The sequence below is a fragment of the Lysinibacillus sp. FSL K6-0232 genome, assembly GCF_038008325.1.
Classification (GTDB): Bacteria; Bacillota; Bacilli; order Bacillales_A; family Planococcaceae; genus Lysinibacillus.
Window position 1 is genome coordinate 4,154,377 of sequence record NZ_JBBOYW010000001.1, and the last position, 15,216, is coordinate 4,169,592.

Annotated in this window: 16 protein-coding genes; 1 reads left to right on the top strand and 15 read right to left on the bottom strand. The window is 36.6% G+C overall.

Annotated features, from left to right (window positions below; translation table 11 throughout):
- Window positions 1-29 precede the first annotated feature (29 nt).
- The 4 genes from MHB42_RS20510 to MHB42_RS20525 all read right to left on the bottom strand — a co-directional run bounded on the left by MHB42_RS20510 (window position 30) and on the right by MHB42_RS20525 (window position 3,525).
- Window positions 30-1,070: an acyl-CoA dehydrogenase gene (locus tag MHB42_RS20510; protein ID WP_340808482.1), complete on the bottom strand. Its 1,041-nt coding sequence runs from the start codon at window positions 1,068-1,070 to the stop codon at window positions 30-32.
- Window positions 1,071-1,252: 182 nt separating this feature from the next.
- Complete coding sequence (gene ychF, locus MHB42_RS20515) at window positions 1,253-2,353, bottom strand: redox-regulated ATPase YchF (protein WP_340808483.1); 1,101 nt, start codon at window positions 2,351-2,353, stop codon at window positions 1,253-1,255.
- Window positions 2,354-2,451: 98 nt separating this feature from the next.
- Window positions 2,452-2,652, bottom strand: coding sequence for a DUF951 domain-containing protein (locus MHB42_RS20520; protein ID WP_340808484.1), 201 nt, complete (start codon window positions 2,650-2,652; stop codon window positions 2,452-2,454).
- A 15-nt stretch (window positions 2,653-2,667) separates the two neighbouring features.
- The gene (locus tag MHB42_RS20525) at window positions 2,668-3,525 is read right to left on the bottom strand and encodes a mechanosensitive ion channel family protein (RefSeq protein WP_340808485.1); all 858 of its coding nucleotides are present in this window, start codon (window positions 3,523-3,525) and stop codon (window positions 2,668-2,670) included.
- A 91-nt stretch (window positions 3,526-3,616) separates the two neighbouring features.
- Between MHB42_RS20525 and yyaC the strand changes: the two genes are divergently transcribed.
- Window positions 3,617-4,249: a spore protease YyaC gene (gene yyaC, locus MHB42_RS20530; RefSeq protein WP_340808486.1), complete on the top strand. Its 633-nt coding sequence runs from the start codon at window positions 3,617-3,619 to the stop codon at window positions 4,247-4,249.
- On the opposite strand, the gene MHB42_RS20535 is transcribed toward yyaC, so the two are convergent.
- The 11 genes from MHB42_RS20535 to rpmH all read right to left on the bottom strand — a co-directional run bounded on the left by MHB42_RS20535 (window position 4,166) and on the right by rpmH (window position 14,679).
- Window positions 4,166-4,885 carry a DUF554 domain-containing protein gene (locus MHB42_RS20535; RefSeq protein WP_340808487.1) on the bottom strand — a complete coding sequence of 240 codons (720 nt, stop codon included), beginning with the start codon at window positions 4,883-4,885 and terminating at the stop codon, window positions 4,166-4,168. The two genes, yyaC and MHB42_RS20535, sit on opposite strands and share 84 nt — an antisense overlap.
- A gap of 74 nt (window positions 4,886-4,959) precedes the next feature.
- Window positions 4,960-5,811 (bottom strand): ParB/RepB/Spo0J family partition protein, encoded by an 852-nt coding sequence (locus tag MHB42_RS20540; RefSeq protein WP_340808488.1) that lies wholly within the window; start codon window positions 5,809-5,811, stop codon window positions 4,960-4,962.
- Complete coding sequence (locus MHB42_RS20545; protein ID WP_340808489.1) at window positions 5,804-6,565, bottom strand: ParA family protein; 762 nt, start codon at window positions 6,563-6,565, stop codon at window positions 5,804-5,806. The genes MHB42_RS20540 and MHB42_RS20545 overlap by 8 nt, the downstream gene beginning before the upstream one ends.
- A 222-nt stretch (window positions 6,566-6,787) precedes the next feature.
- Window positions 6,788-7,684, bottom strand: a complete 897-nt coding sequence (noc, locus tag MHB42_RS20550) for a nucleoid occlusion protein (protein WP_340808490.1) — start codon at window positions 7,682-7,684, stop codon at window positions 6,788-6,790.
- A gap of 179 nt (window positions 7,685-7,863) precedes the next feature.
- On the bottom strand, window positions 7,864-8,580 hold the full coding sequence (rsmG, locus tag MHB42_RS20555) for a 16S rRNA (guanine(527)-N(7))-methyltransferase RsmG (RefSeq protein WP_340808491.1): 717 nt from the start codon (window positions 8,578-8,580) through the stop codon (window positions 7,864-7,866).
- Window positions 8,581-8,667: 87 nt separating this feature from the next.
- Window positions 8,668-10,560, bottom strand: a complete 1,893-nt coding sequence (mnmG, locus tag MHB42_RS20560; protein ID WP_340808492.1) for a tRNA uridine-5-carboxymethylaminomethyl(34) synthesis enzyme MnmG — start codon at window positions 10,558-10,560, stop codon at window positions 8,668-8,670.
- Between the two features lie 27 nt (window positions 10,561-10,587).
- On the bottom strand, window positions 10,588-11,973 hold the full coding sequence (gene mnmE / locus MHB42_RS20565; RefSeq protein WP_340808493.1) for a tRNA uridine-5-carboxymethylaminomethyl(34) synthesis GTPase MnmE: 1,386 nt from the start codon (window positions 11,971-11,973) through the stop codon (window positions 10,588-10,590).
- Window positions 11,974-12,211: 238 nt separating this feature from the next.
- Window positions 12,212-13,018, bottom strand: a complete 807-nt coding sequence (gene jag, locus MHB42_RS20570; protein ID WP_340808494.1) for an RNA-binding cell elongation regulator Jag/EloR — start codon at window positions 13,016-13,018, stop codon at window positions 12,212-12,214.
- Window positions 13,015-13,785, bottom strand: a complete 771-nt coding sequence (gene yidC, locus MHB42_RS20575) for a membrane protein insertase YidC (protein WP_340808495.1) — start codon at window positions 13,783-13,785, stop codon at window positions 13,015-13,017. Before yidC ends, jag begins: the two co-directional genes overlap by 4 nt.
- Window positions 13,786-14,099: 314 nt before the next feature.
- The gene (gene rnpA / locus MHB42_RS20580) at window positions 14,100-14,444 is read right to left on the bottom strand and encodes a ribonuclease P protein component (protein WP_340808496.1); all 345 of its coding nucleotides are present in this window, start codon (window positions 14,442-14,444) and stop codon (window positions 14,100-14,102) included.
- A gap of 100 nt (window positions 14,445-14,544) precedes the next feature.
- Window positions 14,545-14,679, bottom strand: coding sequence for a 50S ribosomal protein L34 (gene rpmH / locus MHB42_RS20585; protein ID WP_004233310.1), 135 nt, complete (start codon window positions 14,677-14,679; stop codon window positions 14,545-14,547).
- Between the last annotated feature and the right edge of the window lie 537 nt (window positions 14,680-15,216).

Below are 15,216 nucleotides of genomic sequence, written 5' to 3' on the forward strand. Positions count from 1 at the left end.
CAGTTCTTCCCTTAACAGCCTATTTTTCCTTACGGTGTTAAAAATCCATGCTGTGCTGCTGTATATAAATTGCGCCAAATGCGATTAATCGTAGCTGTTTCGGTAATAGCGTCCATTCCTAAGCTACGTACTAAATTATTTGCGATCTCCACACAAGCTGCAGCAATCTTCTTAGTCATTTGTGTAAACTGCAATAGTTCTTCCTCTGTTAATTGACTACCTTGCTGATGCTTTTGCCAGTATGTCGATAGCATTGTATAGAACTGCTCTTCATATTGTTTAAAATGCTTCTGCTGCTGTATCACTAAAAATTGTAATGCACCAATACGTTCAATTCGGCTAGCATCATGCTGTCGTTGCTTTATTAAATGAAGTGATTCCTCTAAGAAATTTTCTGTTATACCTAAGCAAACACTTAAAAAAGATGCCTCTGCAAAAGTAGCAAATGGAAAACTATGTACTAAATTACCATAATTATTTTTAATCGTTCCTAATTGGAAGGTTGCCTCATGTGGCACCCATATATGGTTAACACGAATTGTATGGCTTGCTGTAGCCTTTAGCCCCATTGCACGCCAATCATTTAAAACCTCAACATGCTGACGATCCATTGAACAGCTAATAATATTCTCTGTTTTCACACCATCCTGCTCGACAACGCAATTCATTGTAAAGGTTGTGGCATAATCAGCACCACTGCAATATTTCCACTGTCCTGTTACATAGTAGCCGTTATCTGCTTTAACAGCGATACCCGTTGGATAACCACTACCTGCTATTACAGCATTTTTAGGTGTATAGATGTTTTCACAAATATCTTTGTTGAATGCTGGAATAAATGCATTGCCGCCTGTACCAATTGTAATAAGCCAGCCAAAATTACCGTCAAGCGCAGACATTTGCTGAAATATCTTGATACCCTCTAGTAAGTCTAAATCTTTACCGCCTAACTCTTTTGCTGTAAATATTTTAAACAATTGCTGCTCATAAATAAAATCTAATACATCCTGTGGTAGCTTTCCTAGCTGCTCAAATTCTAATCCACGTTCCTTTATTTGCACTGCATCCATTCCTTAACCGCCTCCACACTATACTATAAATAAAAATCCGCATAGCTACTGTAGGAAGAGTACGAAAGCTAGTAGATAACATATATCACTAATATACCTCGTGTCTTACCTGCAGAAAGCAACGCGAATTTTTATAATGCTTAAATTTAAAATAATAGGCTTTTTAAGTTGTTTTATACCGTTTATACATTAAAGCGGAATAGCATAATATCGCCATCTTGAACTTCGTAATCTTTCCCTTCAAGACGTACTTTCCCTGCCTCTTTTGCTGCTGCCTGAGAGCCTGCCTCTAACAAATCATCAAATGAAACTGTTTCAGCGCGAATAAAGCCACGCTCGAAGTCTGTATGAATAATCCCCGCACATTGTGGTGCCTTCATTCCTTTACGGAACGTCCATGCACGCACCTCCTGCACCCCTGCTGTGAAGTATGTGGCTAAGCCTAATAAATCATAAGATGTACGAATTAATTGATCTAAACCTGATTCTTTAATACCTAGTTCCTCTAAGAACATCGCTTTTTCTTCATCGTCAAGCTCAGAAATCTCTTCTTCGATTTTTGCACAAATTGTAATCACTTGGGCACCTTCAGCAGTTGCATATTCACGCACCTGTTGAACATACTCATTGCTATCAGCATCTGCTACCTCATCCTCAGAAACATTTGCTACATATAGCATTGGTTTAATTGTTAGTAAATGAAGACCTTTAATAACCTTTAGTTCATCTTCTGATAATTCGGCAGCACGTGCTGGACGACCATTTTCTAATTGCTCTTTAATTTTTAGCAACACTGGCTCTTCAGCCATCGCTTCTTTATCTTTTTGCTTTGCCATTTTGCTAACACGTTGTAAGCGTTTATCTACGGATTCTAAGTCTGCAAGTGCAAGCTCTAAATTAATAACCTCAATATCATCAATTGGATTCACTGCACCTGATACGTGTGTAATATTTTCATCTTCAAAGCAACGTACAACCTGACAAATTGCATCTACTTCACGAATATGGGCTAGAAATTTATTGCCTAATCCTTCACCTTGAGAAGCACCTTTTACGATTCCTGCGATATCTGTAAATTCAAATGCAGTTGGTACAGTTTTTTTCGGTACAACTAATTCTGTTAATTTATCTAAGCGTGCATCTGGTACTTCAACAATGCCAACATTTGGATCAATCGTTGCGAATGGGTAATTTGCAGCCAATGCGCCCGCTTTTGTAATTGCGTTAAATAATGTTGATTTTCCAACGTTAGGTAAACCAACGATTCCAGCTGTTAATGCCATGAATGGACACAACCTTTCTACTAATCGGTTTCAATTTTCTCTTCTATAACCTTATCTATTATATTGATTCGCTTCTAAAAAGTCTAATATGCCTAATATTAAGCTTCGCTAGCAGATAGCAATACCTTTTTCAGCTTTTTCTCAAATTCACGGCGTGGAATCATTACACTATGCTGACAGCCCTCACATTTAATACGCACATCTGCCCCCATCCGAATGATTTTCCATCTATTTGTGCCACATGGATGTTGTTTTTTCATTTCAACAATATCATTTAAGCCAAATTTTTTTGCTTCCATATTAGTTACTTCCCCCTATTCTTTACCAAAGAACATCACTTTTGGATAAGCCATTGGAATATGATTTTCTTCAAAAAGCTTTGTAATATCACGTCGAATAATACGTGCAATACCATATTGTTGCTGTGGTAAAGTTTCTACAGAAATACGGATAGTTACTTCTTTTCCTTTTACATTTTGTACACCTAAAAATACTGGTACCCCTACAAGCTCTTTATGGTTATCTGGCAATGTTTTTAAGTAATTTTGAATAATACTCTCAGCCTTATCAAAATCTGCATCAGTCATTATTTCTAAGTCTATAAATATTTTAGAGTTGTTTATCGAATAGTTAACTACTTCTCCAATTGCACCATTTGGGATAATAAACTGTTCTCCTGTTACACCATTAATCTTTGTTGTTCGTAAGCCTATTTCTGTAACTGTTCCTTCTGCCGCATTAATCTTTATATAATCACCTACACCAAATTGGTCTTCAAAAATAATAAAAAATCCTGTAATAACATCTTTTACTAAGCTTTGAGCACCAAAACCTATTGCTAAACCAACAATCCCAGCACCAGCTAATAGCCCAGCAACTTTAATTTCTAATGAAGAAAGAATACCAATAATCGCTGAGAAATAAACAGCATAGGAAATGACACTTTGCAACAATCTTGCAATTGTACGCTGACGACGCTCTGAATGGTTTAATGGTGAACGCATACGCATTAAAAATACTTTATTAATAAACTTTTTCCCTAATCTTACAGCTAGCCATGATATTAATAAAATTATAATAATTTCAATGGATGCATCAATAACCTTTTCCCATAATGCCTGAGATGTTAGCTTATCCCAGTATCTATCCACTAATTTCTTACTCTCTTCCATTATTACCACCTCTTGAATAACATGTTAAAAATTTGTGTATACTGCATAAAAATTAAGCACTTCTAAAATTAATAAGAAAGTGAGTTTTTTTATGAATACTATACCAAATTTATTATTACCTTATTCCCTTCATCATGAAAGCAAAAATGCTGTTTGGCAATTAAGCACATTATTTTTAGAGCATATACCATTCCAACATGAACGATTAATTTTTTGTTGTATTGGCAGTGATCGCTGTACAGGTGATACACTTGGACCATTAACAGGCAGCTTCCTAAAAAAGTCTGTTAGCTTTCCGTATGAAGTTATAGGGTCTTTAGATAACCCACTACATGCTTTAAATTTAGGTACTACTATGCAACAGCTACACAATCATACTACAAAACCATTCATTATTGCGATTGATGCCTGTCTTGGCAGTGAAGAGAACGTTGGACATATTTCAGTACAAAGTGGACCAATTTTCCCTGGAAAGGCAGTAAAAAAAGAATTACCTCCAATTGGTGACATTTCTGTAAAAGGAATCGTCAATATTGGAGGCTTTATGGAGATGCTTGTGTTACAAAATACAAGACTTCATATTTCTTATGCAATGGCTGAAAAGCTGGCAAGAGCTTTATTATTAGCTGCTCATCGGTATTCATTGAAAAATGTAGAAGACAGCGACCATGATTCCAACAACGATAATACCCGGCAGGAGGTTAGCAGCCTTGATCTTCGTTAAGCCTGCTATATTTAACCCAATAGCCATAATCATTACACCACCTACAGCTGTCATTTCTGTAATAAACATTTGTAAGGCAGCATCAGGAATAAATACACTAATAACACCTGCAAACAATGCTATAAGCCCTTGATAAACTAAAACTGGTACTGCGGATAGTAGTACACCTATGCCTAATGTAGAGGCTAAAATAATGGAAGTAAATCCATCTATTAAGCCTTTTGTAATTAGTACATTGTGATCATTACGAAGACCACTATCGAGTGCACCGATAATGGCCATCGAACCTACTACAAATATTAATGAGGCTGTTACAAAGCCTTCTGCTATACTAATTTGATTTTGTGTATTGCGTTTTGTACTACGAAATAATGATTCTACCCATTTACCAAGACGATTCATTTGCCGATCTAAATCTAACCATTCACCTACTACTGTACCTACCACTAAACTTACTACTAGTATAATAAAATTATCGCTTTCAAAGCCCATTTTTATTCCTAATAATGCTACCGCTAAACCAATAATGGACAAGACAGTAGACTTCATTGATTCAGGAATATTTTTGAAAATGCGCCCTATTAATGCACCTACTACAATTAGTCCTGCATTAATTAATGCTCCCAGTAATACCACTCTAAAGCCTTCCTTCTCTCTAAAAAATAGAGAGCGCCTGCTTGCTTGGCGCTCTAATGAAATTATAAAAATAGTTATTCTTGTTCCTGTAAATTTAATATTTCCAAAATACGCTCTAAATCATCTTCAGAGTAAAATTCAATTTCAATTTTCCCTTTATTATTTGTTTTTTTGATTTGAACATTTGTTCCAAAGTAATCACGTAATTGTGTTTCTTTAGCAGCAACAAAAATATCCTTTTTCTTTGGTGGAATTGTTTCACGTGAAACTTCTTCGTTTAAGTTTTGCACTAACATTTCCACTTGACGTACATTTAAACCTTGTTGAATAACTTTATTCGCTACTTCTGATATTCTTCTTTTATTTTTTAAGCCAAGTAATGCACGTCCTTGTCCCATTGACAATATGCCCTCATTTAACATTTGACGCACATCTTGTGGCAAGGCAAGTAGGCGAACATGATTCGCTATATGTGGTCTACTTTTACCTAAGCGTTTTGAAAGCTCTTCCTGTGTTAAATGCAAGTTTTCCATTAAGCTTTGGTAGGCTTCAGCTTCTTCAATAACTGTTAAATCTTCGCGTTGAAGGTTTTCTAAAATGGCTAGCTCCATCATTTGTGCGTCTGATAGCTCTTTAATAATGGCTGGGATAACTTCTAATCCAGCTATTATGCATGCCCGATAGCGACGTTCACCAGCAACAATTTCAAACTTACGTGCCTTTTTTCTTACTGCAATAGGCTGTAAAATACCATGTTCCTTAATGGAATCTGCTAACTCCTGTAAAGTTTCCTCGTCGAAATTTTTTCGAGGCTGAAATGGGTTTGCAACAATACAATCTAATTGGATTTCTTCCACTTGCCCACTTTGTTCTAAAGACTCTCCCGGAAATAGTGCACCAATACCTTTCCCTAAACCTTTAGCCATTTTTAATCACTTCCCTCGCCATCTCCAAATAAACCTCTGCACCTCTAGATTTTGCATCATAAGTGATAATTGGTTGTCCATGACTTGGTGCTTCACTTAAGCGCACATTACGAGGAATTATTGTTTTATATACTTTATCTTGGAAATATTTTTTTACTTCATCAATAACCTGTAAGCCTAAATTTGTCCGCGCATCCAGCATTGTGAGTAACACACCATCAATATATAGCTGCTGATTCAAATGCTTTTGGACAAGACGAACTGTCGATAACAATTGACTTAACCCCTCCAACGCATAATATTCACATTGTACAGGGATAATTAACGCATCTGAAGCTGTTAAAGCATTGATTGTTAGTAGTCCTAAGGACGGTGGACAATCAATAATAATATAATCAAAATCTTCTTTTACATTTTGGAGTGCATGTTTTAACCGCACTTCTCTGGAAATTGTAGAAACCAATTCAATTTCAGCCCCTGCAAGCGAGATCGTTGCTGGCACGATTGATAAATTTCCTACATTTGTTTTTTGAATGACATTTTCAACATCTTCATCATCAATCAGCACATCATAAATACATCCCTGGATTTCTCCTTTATCGATACCAAGCCCACTTGTTGTATTTCCCTGTGGATCAGTATCGATCAATAGCACTTTTTTACCTAAGTATGCTAGGCAAGCGCTTAAATTGACTGAAGTTGTTGTTTTACCTACGCCACCCTTTTGATTGGCGATTGCTATAATTCTACCCATTTAAAAGCACCTGCTTTCATCTATCAAAGTTTGCTTTGACAAATCATTTGTAAAATCACTGTTTAATCCGCTCTCTATCTCTCATTCTATCAAAAAAATAGAAAAGAGTTGTATAAAATATTAAGAATATATGCAAAAAAAGACATCTCCATTAACTTTCTGAGATGTCTTTTTTATTTTTGTAACGCTCAAGACTTTCAATTATTTTTTTACAATAATTTATTACAGTTTTTTCTTTTTAGGTATCTTTACTGTAATTTGATAGTATTCTTCTGTATCTTCTTCTTCTGTTTTTACTGTAATACCGCTTTTCGTGACCATTGTTACTGATTGTTTAATCGTATTTAAAGCAATTCGTACATCCTTACTAATAGCCTTACGCTTTGGCTTTGCTTTCTTTGGTGTTTCTTCCTGCTCATCTGTTTCTGGGTGTAATATCGCTTGAATTTGCTCCTCTAGTTGACGAACATTCCAATCATTATCAATCGTTTGTTGTAAAATTTCTAGCTGTAATGGTTGGTCTTTAATAGCGATTAATGCACGTGCATGTCGTTCAGAGATTTTACGCTTTAAAATGGCTTGTTGCACTTCATCAGGCAGCCTCAATAATCGTAATTTATTGGCTACAGTGGATTGTCCTTTTCCAAGTCGTTGGGCTAGAGCTTCCTGTGTTAACTCATGAAGCTCTAATAGTTTTTGATAGGCTACAGCTTCTTCAATTGCTGTTAACTCCTCACGCTGTAAGTTTTCGATTAATGCTATAGAAGCTGTTTCTTTATCCGTTAAATTACGTACAATAGCAGGAACCTCTGTCCATTGTAATTTTTTCATCGCTCGATAACGACGCTCACCAGCAATGATTTCATATTGATGTTCTGATGTTTTACGTACAACAATTGGCTGAATCACACCATGTGTATGGATGGTTCTTGATAATTCTTCAATTTTCTCATCATCAAAAATAGTACGTGGCTGAAAACGGTTAGGTACTATTTGATCAATAGGCAATTTTATAACTTCTTCTGCTGCATGAGCCGCCTCTGCTTGTTCTACTTCATTTTTCACAATAGGCTCTGTTTTACTTCCGCCTCCAAAAAAACGTGAAAAAGGACTTTTCATCCAAGTGGCACCACCTTTAAGTAACTATCTTGCTCTGTGTCATTCTATTATTATTTATTATATTTCTTAAAATGTATATAGTTCATAGATGTCTTTTGCGTGAACCATCCATAACTAGTATGTATGCTCAAAATAGAAAAAATATTTTCTACTTTGAGAAGTTTCACATGAAACACTAATTATTGAATTGGTGTTTTATTTGGTACACCTGGCTTACGCGGGTATTTTTTAGGCGTTCCTTTTATTTTATCAAATATATATAAAATGCGGTCACTTTCTTCAACAGGTAGCTTAAAAGAATATTCTTCTTTCATTTGAGCACCGAGTGTTGTTAAAGCTTTTTTCGCATCCTTTAGTTCTTCAGCACCTGCCGCAGCCTTTAACGCTACAAAATAGCCACCTTGTTTTGCTAATGGTACACAAAGCTCTGCTAAAACAGATAAACGAGCTACTGCACGTGCCGTTACCACATCAAATTGTTCACGATACTTAGTATTTTGACCAAATTCTTCTGCTCTCGCATGTACAAAATTCATATTTTCTAATTGTAATGTATCGCTAAGATGATTTAAAAATGTAATTCTTTTATTTAAAGAGTCTACGATTGTGATATGTAAATGTGGGAAGCAGATTTTAATAGGAATACTAGGGAAGCCAGCTCCTGCTCCAACATCACATACTGTTACTACCTTTGAAAAATCAAAATAAAATGAGGCACTAATCGAGTCAAAGAAATGCTTTAAATAAACACCCTCTAAATCTGTAATAGCCGTTAAGTTCATTTTTTCATTCCACTCAACAAGCAATTCAAAGTATTTTTTAAATTGCGCTATCTGCTGTTCAGAAAGCTCTATGCCTTTTTCCTTTAGCGCCTCCATAAATTGTTGTTCATTCATGTAAAATCTCCTTTGTCGCTATGGCAATACCCTAAAAATAGGAAGCGGGCACAATCCTATGCCCGCCTCTTATTCACTTTACCATTATTAGCTGCTCACTCGTGCAATTTTGCCTTGTTCAATATATACAAGAAGAATTGAAATATCTGCTGGATTTACACCTGAAATACGAGAGGCTTGCGCAATGGAAAGCGGTGTAACCTGCTTTAATTTTTGACGTGCTTCTGTTGCTAAGCCTGAGATAGCGTCATAATCAATATTTTCAGGGATTTTTTTATTTTCCATTTTATGCAGCTTTTCTACTTGTTGTAGTGCTTTTTCGATATAGCCTTCATATTTAAGCTGAATTTCGATTTGTTCCTTCACTTCTTCTGTTAATTCGCTATCTGTAGGAATTAATGAAGAAACCAGCTCATAGTGCATTTCTGGGCGTTTTAATAAATCTGCACCACGTATACCATCTTTTAACTCACTACCACCGACAGAACGAATTGCAGCCTGTGTCGCTTCGTTTGGCTTAATAATCACCTCACGAAGACGCGCAATTTCATTGTCAATCAATTGCTTTTTCTCAGTGAATTTTGCATAGCGCTCTTCTGAAATCATGCCCATTTTATAGCCTAGCTCCATTAAACGTAAATCAGCGTTATCATGACGTAGCAGTAAACGATACTCTGCACGAGATGTTAATAAACGATATGGCTCATTTGTCCCTTTTGTCACAAGGTCATCAATCAACACACCAATATAGGCATCAGAGCGGCTTAAAATTAACTCATCTTTATCAAGTACGTTAGCAGCAGCGTTCATTCCTGCCATTAAACCTTGTGCAGCCGCTTCCTCATAGCCAGATGTACCGTTAATTTGACCCGCTGTGTACAATCCTTTAATACGCTTTGTTTCAAGCGTTGGCCATAATTGCGTTGGCACAATTGAATCATATTCAATCGCATAACCTGCACGCATCATTTCTGCATTTTCTAAGCCTGGAATGGATTTTAATAAACGTGCTTGCACATGCTCTGGCAGGCTTGTTGATAAACCTTGAACATAAACCTCACGCGTATTACGTCCTTCTGGCTCCAAGAAAATTTGATGTCGCGGCTTATCGTTAAAGCGCACAACTTTATCTTCAATAGACGGGCAATAACGTGGACCTGTCCCTTTAATCATTCCTGAATACATCGGTGAAAGATGTAAATTTGCTTCAATAACTTCATGTGTTTCAGCGCTTGTATACGTTAACCAGCAAGGTAGCTGATCCATAATAAATTCAGTTGTTTCAAAACTAAATGCACGTGGAACATCATCACCTGGTTGGATTTCTGTTTTATCATAGTCAATTGTACGATTATTTACTCGTGGTGGTGTACCTGTTTTAAAACGAACAAGATCAAACCCAAGCTCTTTTAAATTATCCGCTAAACGAATAGAAGGTTGTTGGTTATTAGGACCACTTGAATATTTAACATCACCAATAATAATTTCACCACGAAGGAATGTCCCCGTTGTTACAACCACTGTTTTAGCACGATAAACAGCACCAATTTGTGTAATAACGCCTTTTACTTCTCCATCCTCAACAATTAACTCTTCCACCATTCCTTGATGGATTGTTAGGTTTTCCGTTTCCTCCAACACGCGTTTCATCTCTTGTTGATATAAAACTTTGTCTGCTTGCGCGCGCAATGCACGTACAGCTGGGCCTTTCCCTGTATTCAACATTCGCATTTGAATATGCGTTTTATCTATCACTTTCCCCATGACGCCTCCTAAAGCGTCAATTTCACGTACGACAATTCCTTTGGCAGGACCACCAATGGATGGATTGCATGGCATAAATGCAATCATGTCTAAATTAATCGTTAACATCAATGTATTAGCACCCATTTTAGCCGCAGCATGTGCAGCTTCTGAACCTGCATGGCCTGCGCCAATGACAATAACATCAAACGTGCCTGCCTCATATTTTGTTGGCATGCTCGTATCTTCCTTTCTGTAATAAGATTATTTTCCTAAACAGAACTGTGAAAATAGTTGGTTAATAAGACTTTCTTGTACAGTGTCGCCAATAATTTCGCCAAGTATTTCCCATGTTCTTGTTACATCAATTTGTACCATATCAACTGGTACGCCAGCTTGTGCAGCCGCTATTGCATCCTCAACCGTTGCTTGGGCTTGGTGCAATAGTGCAATATGTCTAGCATTTGAAACATATGTTAAATCGCCCGCTTCGATTTGTCCCTCAAAAAATAGCGCAGCAATGGCTTCCTCTAGCTCTGCAATGCCTTCCTCCTGTAACAGAGAGGTTGTGACAATGCGATGCTCACCAGCCAACTCTTTGACACGAGCTAAATCAATTTTTTGCGGTAAATCTGTTTTATTGACAATAACGATGTAATCCATCGCTTCAATTGTTTCGAATAGACGCTCATCTTCAGCCGTTAATTCATCTGCATAGTTTACAACAAATAAAATTAAATCTGCTCCACGCAGTGCCTCTCTTGAACGTTCTACACCAATTCGTTCCACAATATCTTCCGTTTCTCGAATACCTGCTGTATCCACTAAACGAAGTGGAACTCCACGTACATTCACGTACTCTTCTATAATATCACGAGTAGTACCGGCAATATCTGTCACTATGGCCTTATTTTCTTGTACTAAGCTATTGAGCAAAGAAGATTTCCCTACATTTGGGCGACCTAAAATAACTGTTGAAAGACCCTCGCGTAATATTTTTCCTTGAGAAGATGTTTGTAGAAGTTTACGAATTTCATCTCGTACCCATGTACATTTTTCAACTAGGACAGGTACTGTCATTTCTTCTACATCATCATACTCTGGATAATCTATATTAACCTCTACTTGCGCTAATGTCTGTAGTAAAGCTTGGCGCAAGTCACCAATAAGTCGCGATAACTTTCCATCCATTTGTCCTAAAGCAACATTCATTGCTCGATCTGTCTTAGCCCTAATTAAATCCATAACCGCTTCAGCCTGTGATAAATCAATACGTCCATTTAAAAATGCGCGTTTCGTAAATTCACCAGGCTCCGCTAGTCTTGCACCATTTGTTAACGCTAGCTTTAAGACGCGATTTACTGACACAAGCCCCCCATGGCAATTAATTTCAACAACATCTTCACGTGTAAATGTTTTTGGACCACGCATCAATGACAGCATGACTTCCTCTACTACCTCATTTGTTGTAGGATCGACTAAATGTCCATAATGAATGGTGTGCGAATCCTTCGTTGTTAAACTTTTCCCACCTGGTGATTTGAATATTTTATCTGCAATTGCCACTGCTTCGTCGCCACTTAAGCGAACAATAGCGATGGCACCTTCACCCATTGGTGTGGATATCGCAGCAATTGTATCGAACTCCATTTAATGACCTCCTCAATGTTATCCACATGTGGATAATCGAAACCGACCAATACTTACTAACACCTTAGACTAACATATTTTCAACAAAATCTAAAGTAAGGATCATTACCAAATGTGGATAAAATACAAGCTTTTTATCATCTACTATTTTCGACAAAAAACGCTGATGCTCAAATTAAGCTGAAAAAAGGTCATTTTATCACGAAGATAAAATGACCTTTGCCTGTATGTGATGTGTTTAATGATTTTTGACAGGTTCAATCACTAAATAGCGATTAGGCTCTGTGCCCTCTGAATATGTTTCAATATCTAGACGATTGGCTAGCTGGTTATGAATAATCTTTCTTTCGTATGATGGCATCGGTTCAAAGGCTACTCGCTGATTTAAACGCAATGCTTTGTCCGCCATTCGATCCGCCAGCAATTCCAATGCTGCTTGACGACGTTCACGATAGTTTTCTACATCTAATTTCACCATTAAGAACTGCTTAGCACTTTTATTTAACACGAGTTGTGTCAATTGCTGTAAGGCATTTAATGTTTGGCCACGTTTTCCTATAAGCAGTGCAGCTTTCTCACTTTTTAGCTGAAATAAGACATATTTCCCTTCACGTGTTGTCGTAATTTCAAGATCATGAATAGTCAATTGCTCAGCAATATTTACTAAATAAGCTTTTGCTTCTTCAATTGGACTGACTAATTCTTCTTCCTCATGTTGTTCTTTTACAATTTGTTGAACAGCTTCGATTTCACTTGGTTGCTCAGAAACTTGTGAACTTATTGTTTCAACATCATCTACTACTGCTAGTTGCTCGTCAAATTGAGTCGTTATTTGCGGTTCAGCCTTGTCACTTTCAATTATCGCAACCTGAACTTCTTTCACTGTTACACGAACTTCTGCAGAACGTGCACCAAAACCTAAAAATCCTTTTTTACCTTCTTGTAAAACTTCAACTTCCACTTGTTCACGGGTTTTGCCAAGTTTCTGTAACGCTAATGAGATCGCTTCTTGTGTTGTTGCGCCTATTTGCGTAAGTTGTTTCACTTTTTAGCCCCTCCATTTTGAGCAGGTTGTGTTTTATCTTTATTCCAAGGTTTGTAAATAAACAGGTTTTGAACAATCGAAATAATGTTCCCGATTACCCAATATAATGATAATGCTGCTGGTAAAGCCATACCAAAAGCAATAATCATGAATGGCATAATATACATCATGATTTTCATTTGAGGGTTATCCATTGCTGGTCCTGTACGTAATACAATAAATTGCATTAAGCCCGCAATAATTGCTAGTGCTGGTGCAGGATCTGCTAGTGGGAAGATAAAGAAATTCCCTAAATCAAATGTAGATGTAGCATTCATACGGCTAATTGCGTGATAGAAGCCAATTAATATTGGCATTTGAATAATAACGGGTAAACATCCTGCAAGCGGGTTTACACCGGATTCACTCATTAGCTTCATCATTTCTTGCTGATACTGTTGCTGTGTCTGTGCATCCTTAGAAGCATACTTCTTTTGCAGTTCCTTTAATTTCGGCTGCATTTCTTGCATTTTTTTAGAGCTCTTTGTTTGTTTGATCATTAACGGTAAAATTGCTAAACGAATAATAATCGTTACAGCAATGATTCCCCATGCATACGTACCAAGCAGATCAGCAAAGAATTTTATCGCTGATACTAGCGGCCAAACAATGAACTCGTTCCAGAAGCCAGTGCTATCTTTGGAAATTGGTTCATTGAATTCTGTACAACCAGACAGTAGTAAGGCTACTGATACTAGCGACAAAATTACCCAATGTTGTTTTTTCAACCTTCTTCCCCCTACAGTTACTATTCACTTTTTCTTATTCTATATGCATTTCCTTTATTCACTGACAGTTTCCCACCTCAAAATTGGTGATATCTGCCATTTCATTTAGCTTGCGTTGGAGCGCTCACTGATAAATGAAGATAAAGCTATCAGTTATTTTATCATGCCTATAACGTTTCACTCTACTAAATATTCTAACTATATATACTTATTCATTAAGTTTCCATGCAAATTTACATATATGTAAGTAAATACCGATAAAAAATACCCCTATATGTATAATTTGCTCTATACAGACCACATGGTTGCATATATTACACTTTTTTTAATACTTTTGCGATTCGTAGTACATGCTGCAAACTTTGCTTCACTTCATGAAAATCCATAGTGGCCGCCGGATGTCTGGCGATAATAACATAATCCATATTCGGCTTTAGTTCATCTTTTAATTCATGGATACTTTGTCGAATATAGCGTTTTATTTGGTTGCGTGTTACCGCATTGCCAAGCTTTTTACTAACCGATAAACCTACACGAAATTCTGTTTGTCCCTCTTTTGGTAAGAAATAAACGACAAATTGACGATTAGCGAAAGATTTACCTTTTTTAAACACCTTTTGAAAATCTTCATTTTTTTTAACTCTCTGGCGTTTTTTCATTACTTTCACCTGCTATTAGATAATATCTTTTGATCCTCATTTCTAGGTTTACCAAAAATAAAGAAAAAAAAGACCACTGATGTGGCTCAGTGGACTTATTTTATGCTGATAAAACTTTTCTTCCTTTACGACGACGAGCAGCAAGAACTTTGCGACCGTTTTTCGTGCTCATACGTGCGCGGAAACCGTGAACTTTGCTGTGCTTACGTTTTTTTGGTTGGTAAGTACGTTTCATTGTATATAGACACCTCCTGAACGAGTTGAATTTTTCAACATACAGACTCGAATATTATATAAAGTATCTAGTCCTTTTGTCAATGTATTTCATAAATTTCTTTTTGTTAGCTAATCTATGATATTGATTGAAAAAAATATTTATCCACAGAAGCACTTGTTTTTTTTACACAGTGTTGTGTATAGTATTTTTTGCATTATTTTTTATCCACAGTGGTTATCTACAGCTTTTTCACATAAGCAGTCCCTGTGGACAACTCTAAAGTGCATAACTATAAGACATGTGGATAAGTTTCACAAACTATTGAAATAGCTTTGTTTTTCTGATACGATTACTGTGCTTCACTTTGTTGAAAACTAAAATGACTAATTCAATTATCCACAACTGTTAATATGCTGTGGATAATTTTTATCACAGCCTTTGGTTAACTGTTATCCACAATATGTGATTATGTGGACGAGTTGTAAAATGAACGTATTTACCATTTCTATAAATGCGCATTTTTATGTATTGAACACTGTAAAGGAGATTAGCAGC